The following is a 15,771-nucleotide window of genomic DNA, read 5'->3' on the forward strand; positions in this document are numbered from 1 at the left end:
GGCCCGTCACCACCCGTTCAAGACTGGCAGTGCACCGTTGCACACAACGCCCCGCCGTCCTGCGTCCATGACCCTCACGTGCATCGCGAGGGCACCCCGCTGGTGGCACGCACGACCAGGCGTGGCGCCACGACGTAGTGAACCGGCTGCGTGCGGCCGCTCAGCCGCTCCAGCAGCAGCCGGGCGCTCATCTGGCCGGTCAGGTGGCCGGACTGGTCGATCGTGGTGAGGGCGACCCGGCCGATCGCCGAGGCGTTGATGTTGTCGTAGCCCGTCACGGTGAGGTCCTCGGGAACCCGCAGGCCGCGCTCCTCCGCCGCCCGCAGGACACCGACGGCCGCGATGTCGGCCCCCGCGAAGATCGCGGTCGGCGGACTCGGCCGGTCGAAGGCCTCTACAGCCGCCAGGTATCCGCCCTCTTCCGTGTAGGAGGTCTCGATGACGTCCGGTTCCAGGCCGTGCCGTTTCATGGCGGCCACATAGCCGTCACGGCGGGCCGTGTGTGAGAGGACGAAGGGCCTTTTCAGGCTCCCCGTGGGATGGCTGGTGTGCACGATGTTCCGGTGTCCCAGGCCCACGAGGTGGTCCACCATGAGTCGGGCACCGCCGCGGTCGTCGTCGACAACGGTGTCGAAGTGGACGGCACCACCGTGTCGCGCGACCACCACGGCCGGAAGCCCCGCGCCGAGCTGCTCCAGCCAGTCCGTACCGATCTCCGGCGTGATGATCACGAGTCCGTCGACCTGCCGGTCCGCCAGGGCCTCGATGCTGCGCTGCTGGCGCGGGGCGGCGAGCCCCCCGGTGATCAGGATCTCCTGGTACGGGCCGGGCTCCAGCTCGTCCGTGATGCCTTCGACGATCTCCGGCTGGAAGGGGTGCGAGAGCGCCGCGAGCATCACGCCGACGGTGTAGGAGCGGCCACGCATGGCGCGAGCACCTGCTTGGGGGCGGTATCCCAGCCGTTCGATGGCCTCGGTGACCTTGGCCCGCATCTCGGGGCTGACGCCATAGGCGTCCCGGAGAACCTTCGACACGGCGGAGATCGAGACGCGCGCCTCCTTGGCCACGTCCTGGATCGTCACGCGTCGGGTACCGGAGGATCGCGACCCGTCCGCGGCCTGTGCGACGTTCGGCTGCGTCTGCCGCTCGCCCGAACTGTTCATGTCGCCCCGCAGGTCGGCGTCAGCAGAGCTGTTGTCCATTCACGCCATGCTACAAGCGCATCTGTAGATCGCTGCCTCATGAATCGGTGTCCTTCGATGCGTTACCAGGTCCTTGACATGGGTTCGGGGCGGTCCATACGCTCCCGTTCGTAGAACGTTACACACACCGGCTTGTCACGCCACCCCATCAGAGGCGTGCGGGCGTTCCCGAGCAGAGCGCATGGTCGTCCGCTTCGGGCCCGGTCACCAAGCGCTTGAGACATCTGGAGACCCGCATGGTCGTGGCTGCCGCCCCCTCCCCGCCTCGCTTCGAACACTTCACCGACGCCTCTCCGGTACGCGGCGTCGGAACCGGCTCGCCCCGGCTGTCCTGGTCGGTCCCCCACGCGGACTTCGGCTACGAGCAGACCGCGTACGAGATCGAGGTGACCCGGGGCGGGACCGCCGAGAGGTACCGGGTCGACAGCACCGAGCAGATTCTCGTGCCCTGGCCCGCACGGCCGCTGGCGTCCCGGGAGTTCGCGGCCGTACGCGTGCGCGTCGCCCACAAGGAGGAGTGGAGCCACTGGAGCGGACGCGCCGTAGTGGAGACAGGCCTCCTCGAGAGAGGCGACTGGACCGCGTCCTTCATCAGCCCGGTCGGCGTCGGCGGACTGCGCATGCCGGCACCCGTGCTCTCCGGCACCCTCCATGTGCCCGGCGAGGTGCGCAAGGCCCGCCTGTACGTCACCGCGCACGGCCTGTACGCGGGCACGGTCAACGGTCTGCGGGTCGGGGACGCCGTGCTCACCCCGGGCTGGACGGCGTACGCCCACCGGCTCCGCTATCACACGCACGACGTGACGGAGCTGGTGCGCAGCGGCGACAACACGCTGGACTTCCTGCTGGGCAACGGCTGGTACCGGGGCCGCCTGGGCTTCCGCGGCGAGCGCGCCCAGTACGGCGACCGGCTCGCGCTGCTGGCCCAGCTCGAGGTCACGACCACCGACGGCCAGGTGCACGTCCTGGCCACGGACGGCTCCTGGACGGCCCGCGAGAGCGAGGTCCTGACCGACGACCTCTACGACGGCCAGCGCACCGATCTGCGCCGCCGGGGCCGTGACTGGCGCCCCGCCACCGGCTCGGTGGAGGTGGTGGAGAGCGACCTGAGCCGGCTCGTCGCACCGGAGGGACCACCCATCCGGGTCGCCCACATGCTGTCGGCCCAGAAGGTGTGGACCTCCCCCACAGGACGCACCCTGGTCGACTTCGGGCAGAACGCCGTGGGGTGGGTGCGACTGCGCGTCCGCGGCCTGGCGGCCGGCAGCGAGGTCGTCGTCCGGCACGCCGAGGTGCTGGAGCACGGTGAGCTCGGCACCCGGCCTCTGCGCACGGCCGAGGCGACCGACAGCTACCTCGTGGCGGGCAGCGGCGAGGAGGAGCTCGAACCCATGCTCACCTTCCACGGCTTCCGGTACGCGGAGGTGTCCGGGGTCCCCGGTCTGCGCCCCGAGGACATCGAGGCCGTCGTGATCTCGTCGGACCTGCGGCGCACGGGCTGGTTCCGCTCCTCCCACGCACTGTTGAACCGGTTCCACGAGAACGTGGTGTGGGGCACTCGCGGCAACTTCGTCGACGTGCCCACCGACTGCCCCCAGCGGGACGAGCGGCTCGGCTGGACCGGTGACATCCAGATCTTCACGCCGACCGCGGCCTTCCTCTTCGACGTCGGCGGTTTCCTCGGCTCCTGGCTGGCAGACCTCGCCGCCGAACAGCGGCCGGACGGGTCGGTGCCCTTCGTGATTCCGGACGTCCTGCACGACGCCTCGCCGGCCGCGGCCGCCTGGGGAGACGCCGCCGTGGTGGTCCCGTGGGCGCTGTATCAGCGCACCGGCGACCAAGGCGTGCTGGAACGTCAGCTGCCCAGTATGCGCGCCTGGGTCGACAAGGCGGCGTCCCTGGCCGGGCCGGACCGGCTGTGGACCGGCGGTTTCCAGTTCGGCGACTGGCTCGACCCGTCCGCGCCTCCGGATGCGCCGGGCCGCGGCAAGGCGGACCCCGACGTGGTCGCCACCGCACATCTGGCGCGCTCAGCCCAGCTGGTGGCCGAGGCCGCCAGAGTGCTTGGCCGGCCGGACGAGGCCGACCGGTACGCGACACTGGCGGAGGAGGTCCGCCGGGCCTTCAACCGCGCCTACGTCACCTCCACCGGCCGCGTCCTGTCCGACGCGCCGACCGTCTACGCCCTCGCGATCGCCTGGGACTTGCTGCCCGACGCGGCGCAGCGCGAGCGGGCCGGTCGGCGGCTCGCCGACCTGGTACGCGCCGGCGGTTTCCGGATCAGCACCGGGTTCGTGGGAACCCCCCTGGTCACCGATGCGCTGTCGGCCACCGGTCACGTCGACGTCGCCTACCGCCTGCTGCTGCAGACCGGCTGCCCGTCCTGGCTGTACCCCGTCACCATGGGGGCGACGACCGTGTGGGAACGCTGGGACAGCATGCTGCCCGACGGCAGCATCAACCCGGGTGAGATGACCTCGTTCAACCACTACGCGCTCGGCGCGGTCGCGGACTGGCTGCACCGCCAGGTGGCCGGTCTCGCCCCGGCCGCGCCCGGCTACCGCAAGATACTGGTGCGACCGCGCCCATGGGGAGCGCTCACCTTCTCGTCGGCGCGGCACCTCACCCCGTACGGAGAGGCCGACGTCCACTGGGAGCGGGCCGACGGCGAGTTCCGGCTGGACGTGCGGGTGCCGGTGGGGGCGTCCGCCGAGGTGCATCTGCCCGGTGGTGACGATCCGATCCTGGTGGGCCACGGCCGGCACCAGTGGGTGGTGCCCGATCCCGCCGGGCCGCCGGCAGGGCCGCGGGCCGACCGCACGGTCCGTGACGTGCTGGATGATCCCGGTGTCTGGGCGGCGGTGGTCGGCGCCGCAGTGGAGACCGGGCTGGCTCCGCGGGGCGAGACCCAGGTGGCGGCAGCGGTCGCCGGCCGGCTCGACGCTCCGGCGGCCGAGATCGCCGAAGCACTCGTTCCGCAGGATCTGCATCCCGGCGCGGAGGCCTTCCACCGGGCCGTGCGAACGATCCTGGATCCGGTCTCGGCCTGATGTACCGGAGCACTCGTACACCCCACCCGAGCGCGGGGCCCACCCGCACGCTTGCTCCCCCGCCGGACGGTCGGCGGGAGCGCGCGGCGGTCCTTCCTCTCGGAGGGGATCGACCGTGTCTGACCGGGAAGCGGTACCGACACCCAAGGAACTCCTCGTGGACCTGCCCAACCCCCTGATCCCGGGTTTCAACCCGGACCCCAGCTGCGTCCTCGTCGACGGCACGTACTACATGGTCACTTCGTCATTCGAGTACCTGCCGGCGCTGCCGGTCTACCGGAGCACCGACTTCGTCTCCTGGGAGCACATCGGCAACGTCGCCCCTCGCGAGGAGCAGGTCCGGCTCGCGCGCACCCCTTCGAACGCGGGCGTGTGGGCCCCCACCATCCGCTACCACGAGGGCCTCTTCCACGTCATCGTCACCGTGACCGCCAGTCCGCGTGGCTGCGTCGTGTTCACCGCGGCCGACCCGGCGGGCCCGTGGAGCGACGGAGTCCCCCTCGACGGCATCCACGGCATCGACCCCGACCTCGCGTGGGACGAGCACGGCACCGCGTACGTCACCTTCAGCGGCCTGCACCTGGACGGTGTCCGGGTGGTGTCGAACCGGGGCATCCTCCAGGCGAGGGTCGACCTGGTGACGGGCAGGGTGCTGGAGGAGCCACGCGAGCTGTGGTCCGGCACGGGCCTGGTCGCGCCCGAAGCGCCGCACCTGTACCACCGCGACGGCCAGTGGTATCTGCTGATCGCCGAGGGCGGCACCGGCCACGGGCACTCGGTGAGCATCGCGCGCGGCCCCGGCATCGAGGGGCCCTTCGAGGGCGCCCCTCACAACCCGGTCCTCAGCGCATCCGGCACCGCCCGGCCCGTCCAGTGCACCGGCCATGCCGACCTGGTCCGGGGACCGCACGGCGAGGACCTGCTCGTACTGCTCGGCACCCGGGCGGCGGGACGCACCTCCCCGCTGGGCCGGGAGACTTATGTGACCACCGTGAAGTGGGCCGACGGCTGGCCGTACGCGGCTCCCGTCCCCCTTGACCCGCGTACCGAACCGCTCGACGAACACTTCACATTCACCGATCCGGCGGCCCTGGCGGATCCCGGCTGGCTGGCGGTGGGACGGGCACTGGAGTCGGTGGCGTCCCTCGGGCGGCGCCCCGGCTGTCTCACCCTCAGCGCGGAGTCCGGGGGCATCGACGCCTTCCGTCCGGACTTCCTGGGTCGCCGTCAGCGCCATGTGACCAGTGTCGTGGAGACCCGGATCGCGCCGGCCGACGGCCGCGGCGGACTCGGTATCCGTCTGGAGGAGGAGTCCACCATCGCCCTGACGGCCGAGCGGGCACCGGCCGGGAGCGGGATCCGGGTCACCGCGCGGGCGGCACTGCCGACGCTGGTCAGTACCTGGAGCACCGAGGTGGCCGGCGACGAGGTCGTGCTCCGCATCGCCACCGAGGCTCCCGGGGAGGGCAGGGCGCCCTGGCTGCCTTCCGGTGACACCATCCGGCTCGACGTCGTGGACGCCGCGGGCGTCGAGACACGGCTGGCCGAGTGCGACGGCCGGTTCTGGTCGGTCGAGACCGCCGTGCCCTTCACCGGCCGTGTCACCGGCATGTTCGCCGAGCACGGCACGGTGCACTTCGCCGACTTCAGCTACCACGGGGAGGGCGGCACATGACCGGCAACATCCGGTCGTGGCAGAGGCCGTCCCCCTCACCGATACGCCCGGCACGACGATCATGTCACTCACCCGGCTCTACGTCCCGACCTCACCTCCAGGGAGTCGACCACCCCCACCTCTACCGGGCGACGGTCGGAATGCGCGACGGGGACGCCGAACTCGACAGGACCTCGGTCAACGTGGGCATCCGGACGCTTCGCCTGGATCCGCGGAACGCCCTGCGGATCAACGGCCGGACAGTGAAGCGCGGGGCGTGCATCCACCACGACAACGGCCTCTCGGCGCGGCGGCCATCGGGCGCGCGGACGAGCGCCGCGTCGATCTCCGGCCTACGTGACCGTCGAGCTCCGTGACGACGACGGCACCCCGGCTCGCGACCACGCCCGCGTGGTGGAGGTCCAGGTCACGCCCTGTGGGGTGCTTCAGGGGCTCGGCAGCGCCCGGCCCGTCACCGAGGAGCGCTTCGACGCGGCACGACGTACCACCTTCGACGGACGCGCCCGCGCCGTCGCCCTCCGGCCTCCACCGGCCCCATCCGCGTTGGTCACCAGCGGCGGGCTGGACTCGCTCCGTGGAAGTCGAAGCGAGCGCCCCTGCCGACGAGGTGCCTGACGCCGAGAAAGGCATCTCCTCACCCGGCGGCTCCTCCCCCACCCGTAAGCATCCAGCACATCGTCCGTGAGGCGCTCCTCGGCCGACTTCGCAGGACCTTGCGACCGCCGTCCCACCAGGCCGGGCGACCACCCCCGACGCCCGATATCCCGATCAGACTCAGGAGTTCCAGATGCCCTACGGCCCCCGATCCGTCCTCGCCGATGTACTGCGCAACCCGCAGGCCGCGTCCGTGGTCCGCACGTACATGCCCGGCGTCGAGAACGAACCGATGCGGGCAACCCTCCTGCGGGGACGCCTGGAGCTGGTGACCGCCATGATGCGGCCCCTCCGGGTCGACCCTGTCGCCCGCGAGGCCTTCTACGCCGAGCTGGCGACCGTGGAGGAGACGGCGGTCGAGGAGCCGCCCGCCGGGCCGGAAGTGGTGCCGGCCCCCGACTACGAGTCCGCCGACGTGCCGACCGGCAGCGCCCGGCTCGTCCAGCGCGGCACGGTCCGGCAGTGGCGGGCGTTCGAGCTGGAACTGCACGGCCCGGCACACGGAAACCCGTTCACCGAGGTCGATCTGCGGGCCGATTTCCGGCTCGGGGAGCGGACGCTGACCGCGTACGGCTTCTACGACGGTGACGGGGTGTACCGGATCCGGTTCATGCCGGACGAGGAAGGCGACTGGTCCTTCCGGACGTCGAGCAACGCCCGCTCGCTGGACGGGATCACGGGCGGCTTCACCTGTGATGCGGCGGGTCCTGACGACCACGGTCCGGTCCGAGTGCACGACCGCTACCACTTCCGCCACGCCGACGGCACCCGGATCCTCCCGCTGGGGACCACCGCCTACGCCTGGACCAACCAGGGTGACGACCTGGAGAGGCAGACCCTGCAGACCCTGGCGGACAGCCCGTTCAACAAGATCAGGATGTGCGTCCTGCCCAAGTCGTTCGTCCACAGCACGAACGAGCCGCCCCGCTATCCCTTCGAGGGCTCGCCGGAGACCGGCTGGGACTTCCAGCGACCCGACCCCGCCTACTTCCGCCACCTCGAGCAACGCATCGAGCAGCTCGGCGGCCTGGGCATCGAGGCCGACCTCATCCTGTTCCATCCCTACGACCGCTGGGGCTTCTCGGACATGGGTCCGGCCGCCGACGACCGGTATCTGCGCTACGTGGTCGCCCGGCTCTGCGCCCACGCCAACGTCTGGTGGTCGCTCGCCAATGAATACGACTGCATGTTCTCCAAGGACGCCGCCCACTGGCCCCGCTCCGCTGCCGTGATCCGCGAACGGGACCCCCACGATCACCTCATGAGCGTGCACAACTGGATGGAGCTCTACGACAACGGTGCCGACTGGGTCACCCACTCCAGCATCCAGCGCGGCCCCGAGGACACCCGTGCCTGGCGCGAGCAGTGGGGCAAGCCCGTCACCCTCGACGAGATGGGCTACGAAGGGAACATCGACGCGGGCTGGGGCAACCTCACACCCCAGGAGATGGTCCGCCGCTGCTGGGACGGTGTGGTCCGCGGCGGATACGTCACCCACGGGGAGTGCTACCTCGCCGACGGCGACGTCCTGTGGTGGGCGAAGGGCGGCACGCTGAAGGGTGACAGCACGCCCCGCCTGGATTTCCTGCGGACGATCCTGGAGGAGACCCCCCAGGACGCCGCCGGCGTCGACCCGCTGCCTTCGGAGTCCGACTTCCCGGCCGGCGGGGTCGAGGGCCGCTACCACCTCACCTACTTCGGCGCGGCGCAGCCCGGTGCGCGCTCGTTCACCCTCCGCCCAGGAACCAGCTACCGGGCCGAGATCATCGACACCTGGAACATGACGGTCACCGAGCTGCCCGGCACCTATGAGGGCGAGTTCACCCTCACGCTGCCGGGGCGGCCGTACATCGCGGTCCGCCTGAGGGCTGTGGACGACAGGAACGAGTGACGTCACTCCAGGAAGTGGGCCGCGGCCGCCCGGACTGGCCCGGCGGATCCAGACGGCGCGACGACGGCACCGACCAAACCTTCCACGACCTGCTGCGTCGGCAGCCAGCACGCCGGGGCGTCGCCTCGTCCGCATGCGCACGCCGCGAAGCAGCATGGCCAACCTGGCGGTCTGTGAGGTGAGAAGGGACGGGACTGGGGCGGGTCCCCAGCCGGTGATGCGGGTCCAGCGAGCTTGGATCACCGGGGAGGGCTGGTTGTTGTCCTTGCTGCTGTCGACGACGTGGCAGCCGTGGAACTGCGCGGCGGTGGCGCAGGCGGTCCCTCGACAGGCCTCCCCACGTCATCGACGAGCGTGCCCTGAATGACTGACATCAGCTCGCCTCTGGCGGAGACGGGCGAGCTGAACGGGAGGTCAAGTGGAGCAATCTCGGCGGAGCTCCACCCGGCGTTTTCACAACAGTTACAGTGATGCCGTCCCTGTCCACCGCGCCGGAGCCCACCTTGCCGAACCTGTCCCACCTCGAGGAGATCTTCTCCGACGAGGGTGACGGCGCCGGCCCCGTGCGATCGCCCGGCTGGCAAAGCAACGTCTCGCCGCAGGGACTCACGGTGACATTGATCGCCGACTACACGTTCCCCGTCCGGGCGTGGTTGCCGTCGGCGGCGATCGTGGCATTGCTCGGTGAGTTCCACGTGACCGCGGGCGCCGCCCGTACGACGATCAGCCGACTGATGCGCCGTGGGGTGCTGGAGAGCAGCCGGCAAGGACGGTACAGCTCGTACCGGTTGACGTCGCAGGCCGCCGTCGACCTGTGGAGCGGCGCCAGCTCGATCGCCACCTTCACCACCCAACCCGACTCATGGGACGGCAGGTGGACACTGATCGCCTTCTCCGTCCCGGAACAGGAGAGCGCGCGGCGGCGCGCACTGCGCACCGCGCTGCGCTGGCGCGGATTCGCGCCGCTGTACGACGCTCTCTGGGTGTCGCCGCACCCCCTGACCCCCAAGGGGCGGATCGAGGTGGCCGACCTGGCGCGGGGAGCGGTGACCGTGTTCCGCGCGCGGCAGGAGGAGCTGGACACGGAGGTCGACCGCAACCCGGTCCAGGCGTGGGACCTGCCCGGCATCGCCGAGCACTACCGGGCTTTCGTCGACCGTTGGAGCGGCTTGCTTGCGCACATCAGCGCCGACCGCGTCACCGGTGCCGACGCGGTGCGCGCCCGGACCGAGGTCATGCACGCCTACCGGCACTTCCCCATTCTGGACCCGCTGCTCCCCATCGGGCTGCTGCCGCCCGGCTGGCCCCGGTCGCGGGCGCGGGAAGTCTGCGTCGCGGTGTACGACGGTCTGCTCCAGCCGGCCCAGGATCACGTCCGCTCCGTGGTGACCCGATTCGCGGAGGGACCGCACCCCGACATCAGGGCCCATACGATCGCCGGCATGAGTGCGGGTATCGGCCACGGCTGACGGCGGGCCGCCGCCCGGGTGATCGGGCGGGCCTCGAAGACGTCACCCCGGGCCTCCTGCGCCTGCGATCTGTCGAATGCGCGTCGAAGACAACAGAGTTGAGCGCCAATGATTGACAGATCGGCACCCGATCGGGAATGTACCTGTTGCAAGACATGTGGGAACGCTCCCAGAGGCGCAGCACACGACGAGTGGAAGGAGACCCCTGCGCCGTTTCCGCAGAATCAACACCTCCCCGTCAGACAGGCGGGCGGGTGGGCGCGAAGGGCTGCTCCCTCAACGAGCCACTGTTCGGCCGGTGTTCAGCGGCTCGCCCGCGTCTCTGTCGGCAAGGCCACACCTCGCCGATGACCACCACAGGCAGGGCCGGAACGTCCTTCATCGTGCGCGATTCGCCGACCTGACCACCCCCACGACCACTCCCCCCACCACCTCGGTCAGTCTCACCGCCGCGGCATCACCGACGCCTCTTCCCGGCACCTGACCGAACAGCGCTCCGCACCCCCCACCAGGAGTCTTCATGACCATGCAACGGCGTAGTTTCGTGACGCTGAGCGCAGCCGGAGCCGCGGGCGTAGGCATGTCCCTGCTCGGTACGGGCCACGCAGGTGCCACCGCGAGCGCCGGCGCTCCGACCCGGCGGTTCGCGGTCGGCGTACGTCAGTACGCCTGGAGCCGCGGCAGCCGCCGGTGGACCACCTACGTCTACTACCCCGCCACCGGCGCCCCCGGTGGCGCCCCGGTCAGCAACGCCCCCGTCGCCCAAGGCGTCTTCCCGGTCTGCGAGTTCATGCACGGGTTCAGCAGCAGCCCGCAGAAGTCCCTGGCGATCATCCGCCCCCTGGCCGAGGCCGGCTTCATCGTCCCCGCCCCCCACTTCGCCAACCTCAGCGGCCGAGACGTCTACAACGGCAACCAGTCCAAGGACGTCTCCGAAGTCATCACCCGGACCCTCGCCCTCGACACGGCCGGCGGCCCGCTGGCCGGCCACATCGACACAGCGGTCGGAGTCGGTGCCTCCGGCCACTCGATGGGCGGCATGACCACCCACGGCCTGCTCACGTCCTGGCCCGACGCACGGATCACCGCCGCGATCCCCATGTCCTGCGTGGACATGGGCAACCCGAGCCCGGCGGTCCGCGCCAAAGTCCTGTTCACGCACGGCGACCGGGACGGAACGTGCCCGATCTCCTCCGCCCGCCAGGCGTACCGGGAACTGCCCGCCGCCAAGGCGTTCCTCACCTTCCGCGGCGCCGGCCACAGCAACTACTTCGGCGACTCCCGCACCGTCACCACGTTCGTGGACTGGATGCGGTGGAGTCTGTACGGCGACACCGCGGCCCGCGACCGCCTTCGCGACGACGCCACCTCCAGCACGACCACCTGGGAATCCGCCCTGAGCTGAGGAGCAACCACGCACGGCCCGGGTGCGCGCGTCTGCCGTGCTCGTCGCCCATCCGGGCCGTGCAGGGTGTGTGGCCACCCCAGATAGATCCATTTGGGGGTTCGACGCCCTCAAGGACGCAAGAGAGGAAAGCTCATGGTTTCACTAGCAGGGAAGATCAGGGTCATTTTCCTTGCCGTCATGTTGGCGGTTGCCGCATCGGTGTACGGCGCGGCGCATCAGGCATCGGCCGATACCGCGGCAGAGTCCAGCGCTTCACAGATCGTGGCCGACATGGGCGCGGGATGGAATCTGGGGAACCAACTCGAAGCCACCACCAACGGATACCCCAGCGAAACAGCGTGGGGCCAGCCGATGGTGACACAGGCTCTCATCGACAAGGTGAAGGCGGCAGGGTTCAAGACGATCAGGATCCCGGTCTCCTACCTGGGGTACATAGGGCCCGGCCCGAATTACACGATCAACGCCTCCTGGCTGAACAGAGTCCAAGAAGTCGTCAACTATGCCTACAACAGGGGCCTGCATGTGCTGATCAACATGCACGGCGACGGGTACAAGACCGTCAACGGCTCCTGGCTGATCTGCGATTCACCTTCCCAGACGACGATCAAGGCCAAGTACCAGAAGGCTTGGCAGCAGATCGCGAACCGGTTCAAGAACTACGACCAGCGCCTGATCCTGGAGGCCATGAACGAGGAGTTCGACGGGCAGTACGGCCGCCCGACCCAACCGTGCTACTCGAACATCAACAGCTACAACCAGATCTTCGTGGACACCGTACGGAAAACGGGCGGAAACAACAGTTCGAGGTGGCTGCTCGTGGCCGGCTGGAACACGAACATCGATTACACCGCGGGGAACTACGGCTTCGCGCTTCCGTCCGACCAGTACCGCTCCCCCTCCATTCCCGCGAATGAGCGGCGGATCATGATCTCCGTTCATCACTACGCTCCCTGGGACTTCGCCGGAGAGGAAAGCGGCACCATCACGCAATGGGGCCGAGCAGCCACCAACCCTGCAAGGACGTCGACCTGGGGACAGGAGGACTACCTCGACGCGCAGCTCAAATTGATGCGCGACGTGTTCGTCACGAAGGGGTACCCGGTGGTGGTGGGCGAGTACGGTGCCATCGACAAGTCATCCTTCGATTCGTCGAACAACAGGTATCGCGCGGACTTCGCACGGGCCGTCGTGGCCACGGCCAAGAAATACGGCGCGGCCACCGTCTACTGGGACAACGGTGCAACCGATCGCTACGGGTTCGGGCTGTTCAACCGCCGCTCCCTCACGGTCACCCAGCAGGGCATCATCAACGCCATCATGACCGGCGTCAGCGGCAGGGCTGCCGGCTCCGGCGTTCCGTCCGGCACGTAGCAGGGCCCGAATCTCGGCGACGGGTACGTACCTCTACATACCTCGTGGGCGCGCAGTTGGGCAGGGTGGCCATGCCACACGGTGTAGTTCTCGTCAACTGCGCGTCGACAGCCGGGAAGCTACCGCCCGCGGTGGACGCCGTCAGGCCCCGGTCGAGGCGTTCCACCTGCCGCGCGGTCGCGGCGCGCAGGTCTGCGGCAGTCCGGTGAGTGCGGAGGGGTCATGCGATGGCGGCCGTCAAGCGGTGGAAAATCATTGATGGCCCGTCAAGCGTTCTGTTGGCTTTTTCTGTTCGCGTATGTGCGGATGCGAGCCGACGGGAGCCCCCGCGCACAGTCCCCTCCTCGTCTCCGCACTCCTTCTGAAAGGGCACTTGAACTGGGCTGACGCCCGCCGTTTCAGGCAGCTCACGACCAAGGCACGGCGAGCTCCCGACCCACAGGATCGCACTTCTTCTTCCGTGGATTGGTGAACAATGGTTGACAGCTTCGTGCCCGATCGAGAAGCTGCGTGATGCACCTCAAGTTCGTTGTGATGTGACTGCGCACTTCCGTCGCACCACCTCTGGGATCGTTCACAGTCCCGCCCCGGAGGAGCGCCCTGGCACGCCGAGGCCGCCCCCTTCGACATGTGCCACTCGTAAGCACTCCAGCCTCAGTCGTTACCCCTCCGTGAGAGGCGCATCGGCTGGGATCGCACGCGGCTACACGAACTCCAGGGGTCTGAGGGCAAGTTGCCCCCGCACCCGCCTCGCTCCTGGAGGTCTCTCACTGACCCGCTCTCCGCCCGCCCGCGACGTCTCACCCGCGGCCGACGGAAGGAAGGACCGACCATGTTCCCGCAACCCCCCACACCAGTTGCCGGGCCCATCAGCCGGCGGACCCTGCTCAAGGCCACCACAGCCACCGCCGGAGCGCTCGCCACCGCCGTCGCGTTCGCCGAACTCGAGACTCCCGCCGAGGCCGCGGCGAGCTTCGTCAAGGGCGTCGACATCAGCTGGGCACCTCAGATGGAGGCGCGCGGCTACTCCTGGAAGAACGCCGGCGGGCAGACCCAGGACCTGCTGACCATTCTCAAGGGATACGGCATCACCGCGGTACGCCTGCGCACCTTCGTCAACCCGTCCAACGACCCGGCCAACGGGCACTGCGGCATCAACGAGGTCGCCGCCTTCGCCAAGCGGGTCAAGGCCGCCGGCATGTCGATCATGCTCGACTACATGTTCGGCGACACCTGGAACTCCGTCGGCGTGCAGAACCCGCCCGCGGCCTGGCGGAACATGAGCTACAGCCAGATGCGCACCGCGATGGGCACGTACGTGAACCAGACCATGACGGTCATGAGGAGCAACGACGTGCTCCCCACCTGGGTCCAGATCGGCAACGAGATCAACAGCGGGATCTGCCGCCCCGTCGGCAGCGTCTCCAACGGGGCGCAGATGACTGGGCTGCTCAACGCCGCATACGACCAGGTCAAGGCAGTGTCGCCGAACTCGACGGTGTGCATCCACCTGGCCCAACCGCAGAAGTACGACGTGATGACGACGTTCTTCAGACGCTTCGCGGCGAGCGGCGGCAAGTGGGACATGTCGGTGTTCTCGTCCTACGGCAGTGCCGACCTCGCCCCCGGGATCGTGGCGAACATGAAGAAGATCTCCGCCGCTTACGGCAAACCGTTCCTGCAGAGCGAGTTCGGTGGCCGGGTGGACCGGGTCTCCGCCACCCAGGCCTCGCTGGTCGCCTACATCAAGGCCCTCAAGGCCAACGGCGGGCAGGGCATCTTCTACTGGGAGCCGGAGTGCATGTCCCCGTTCACCGGCTACAACATGGGCGCCTGGGATTCCTCCAGCAAGCGGCCCACCGCGATCATGAACGGCTTCACCCAGGCCTGAGCGACCGGCCATGGACCTCAACCCGGGCAACTCTCCGGCCGAGAAGTGGGATTGGTGATTGTAATGGACATGACATTGCCTCTCGAAGGGCACGGGGTCAGGCTGGGAGCAGTGGGTCTGCTGACCCTTGCGACGCTGGTCGGCACCGGTGCGCCGCATGCCGATGCCGCCACGCGGGCACTGCCGGCCGGTTGTTCCGGCACCGCGCCGATCAAGTGTCACTACGCGGTCTCCCCCGGCAACTACGACGTGACGGTCTCCATCGGTGGTGCCACTGCCGCCGAGACCGACATGTGGGTGGAGGCCCGGCGTCTGATGCTTCCGGCGACGAAGACGGCGGCCGGTGCCGCCGCCACGTACTCGTTCACGGTCAACGTGCGGCAGCCGGAAGGGCAGCCGACCGGCCAGGGCGGCACCGGAAACCCCGGTCTGGACATCCGGTTCGCGGGGACGAACCCGCAGGTGTCGGCCGTCTCGGTGAAACCGGCGACCCAGCCGTTGGTCGCCTACCTGGCCGGTGACTCGACCGTGTGCGACCAGCCCGTGGCCCCGTACACGGGATGGGGCCAGATGATCACGCCGGCGGTGGGTCCCGGAGCTTCCATCGCCAACTACGGGGACTCCGGGGAGAGTTCGGGCAGTTTCCTGAGGAACTCGGCGCTCTTGCCGACGCTGCTGGCGAAGGTCAAGGCACACGACGCGGTCTTCATCCAGTTCGGCCACAACGACAAGCAGACCAGCGCGTCGGCCTTCAGGAGCAATCTCACCTCCATGATCACGCAGGTCCGTGCGAAGGGCGGCGTCCCGGTTCTGGTGACCCCGCCGGTCCGCCGGCAGTTCAACGGCAGCCGGCTCACTGCAACGGCGCTGCATGTCAACGGCGTGGGCGTGAACCTGCCCGCCGAGATGCGCTCGCTCGGCGCGGCGCAGAACGTACCAGTGATCGATCTGACCACCAAGAGCAAGACGCTGGTCGAGTCCCTCGGCCCGTCCGCCTCCGCACAGCTCTTCCTGCGCTCATCCGTCGACGGTGTCACGGACAACACCCACTTCTCGCAGTACGGCGCGAGCCAGATGGGCGGGCTGGTGCTCCAGAGCATCCGCGAGCAGCGCCTGCCCCTGGCCGCGTACCTGCGCTGACCGACGCCCGGCGCCAGTCC

9 protein-coding genes and 1 pseudogene are annotated in these 15,771 nt (G+C 69.4%); 9 read left to right on the forward strand and 1 reads right to left on the reverse strand.

Going from position 1 to position 15,771, the window contains the following annotated elements; translation table 11 throughout:
• Positions 1-74: 74 nt before the first annotated feature.
• Positions 75-1,202, reverse strand: a complete 1,128-nt coding sequence (locus ACFZBP_RS13325; protein ID WP_391412700.1) for a substrate-binding domain-containing protein — start codon at positions 1,200-1,202, stop codon at positions 75-77.
• 236 nt (positions 1,203-1,438) lie between these two features.
• Between ACFZBP_RS13325 and ACFZBP_RS13330 the strand changes: the two genes are divergently transcribed.
• The 9 genes and pseudogenes from ACFZBP_RS13330 to ACFZBP_RS13370 all read left to right on the forward strand — a co-directional run bounded on the left by ACFZBP_RS13330 (position 1,439) and on the right by ACFZBP_RS13370 (position 15,751).
• The gene (locus ACFZBP_RS13330) at positions 1,439-4,252 is read left to right on the forward strand and encodes a family 78 glycoside hydrolase catalytic domain (RefSeq protein ID WP_391412702.1); all 2,814 of its coding nucleotides are present in this window, start codon (positions 1,439-1,441) and stop codon (positions 4,250-4,252) included.
• 115 nt (positions 4,253-4,367) lie between these two features.
• Positions 4,368-5,927 (forward strand): family 43 glycosylhydrolase, encoded by a 1,560-nt coding sequence (locus ACFZBP_RS13335; protein WP_391412704.1) that lies wholly within the window; start codon positions 4,368-4,370, stop codon positions 5,925-5,927.
• Positions 5,928-6,251: 324 nt separating this feature from the next.
• Positions 6,252-6,542: pseudogene (locus tag ACFZBP_RS13340) on the forward strand (hypothetical protein); the annotation flags it as partial.
• A 172-nt stretch (positions 6,543-6,714) separates the two neighbouring features.
• A complete protein-coding gene (locus ACFZBP_RS13345) occupies positions 6,715-8,472 on the forward strand; it encodes a DUF5605 domain-containing protein (protein WP_391412706.1) in 1,758 nt (585 codons plus the stop codon).
• Positions 8,473-8,942: 470 nt separating this feature from the next.
• Complete coding sequence (locus tag ACFZBP_RS13350) at positions 8,943-9,941, forward strand: PaaX family transcriptional regulator C-terminal domain-containing protein (RefSeq protein WP_391412708.1); 999 nt, start codon at positions 8,943-8,945, stop codon at positions 9,939-9,941.
• Between the two features lie 520 nt (positions 9,942-10,461).
• Complete coding sequence (locus ACFZBP_RS13355) at positions 10,462-11,346, forward strand: alpha/beta hydrolase family protein (RefSeq protein WP_391412710.1); 885 nt, start codon at positions 10,462-10,464, stop codon at positions 11,344-11,346.
• Between the two features lie 135 nt (positions 11,347-11,481).
• Positions 11,482-12,720, forward strand: coding sequence for a cellulase family glycosylhydrolase (locus tag ACFZBP_RS13360; RefSeq protein ID WP_391412712.1), 1,239 nt, complete (start codon positions 11,482-11,484; stop codon positions 12,718-12,720).
• Between the two features lie 832 nt (positions 12,721-13,552).
• On the forward strand, positions 13,553-14,611 hold the full coding sequence (locus ACFZBP_RS13365; RefSeq protein ID WP_391412715.1) for a glycosyl hydrolase 53 family protein: 1,059 nt from the start codon (positions 13,553-13,555) through the stop codon (positions 14,609-14,611).
• Between the two features lie 111 nt (positions 14,612-14,722).
• Positions 14,723-15,751, forward strand: a complete 1,029-nt coding sequence (locus ACFZBP_RS13370; RefSeq protein ID WP_391412717.1) for a GDSL-type esterase/lipase family protein — start codon at positions 14,723-14,725, stop codon at positions 15,749-15,751.
• The last annotated feature ends 20 nt before the right edge of the window (positions 15,752-15,771 follow it).

The sequence above is a fragment of the Streptomyces sp. NPDC008086 genome, from assembly GCF_042957325.1.
Classification (GTDB): domain Bacteria; phylum Actinomycetota; class Actinomycetes; order Streptomycetales; family Streptomycetaceae; genus Streptomyces.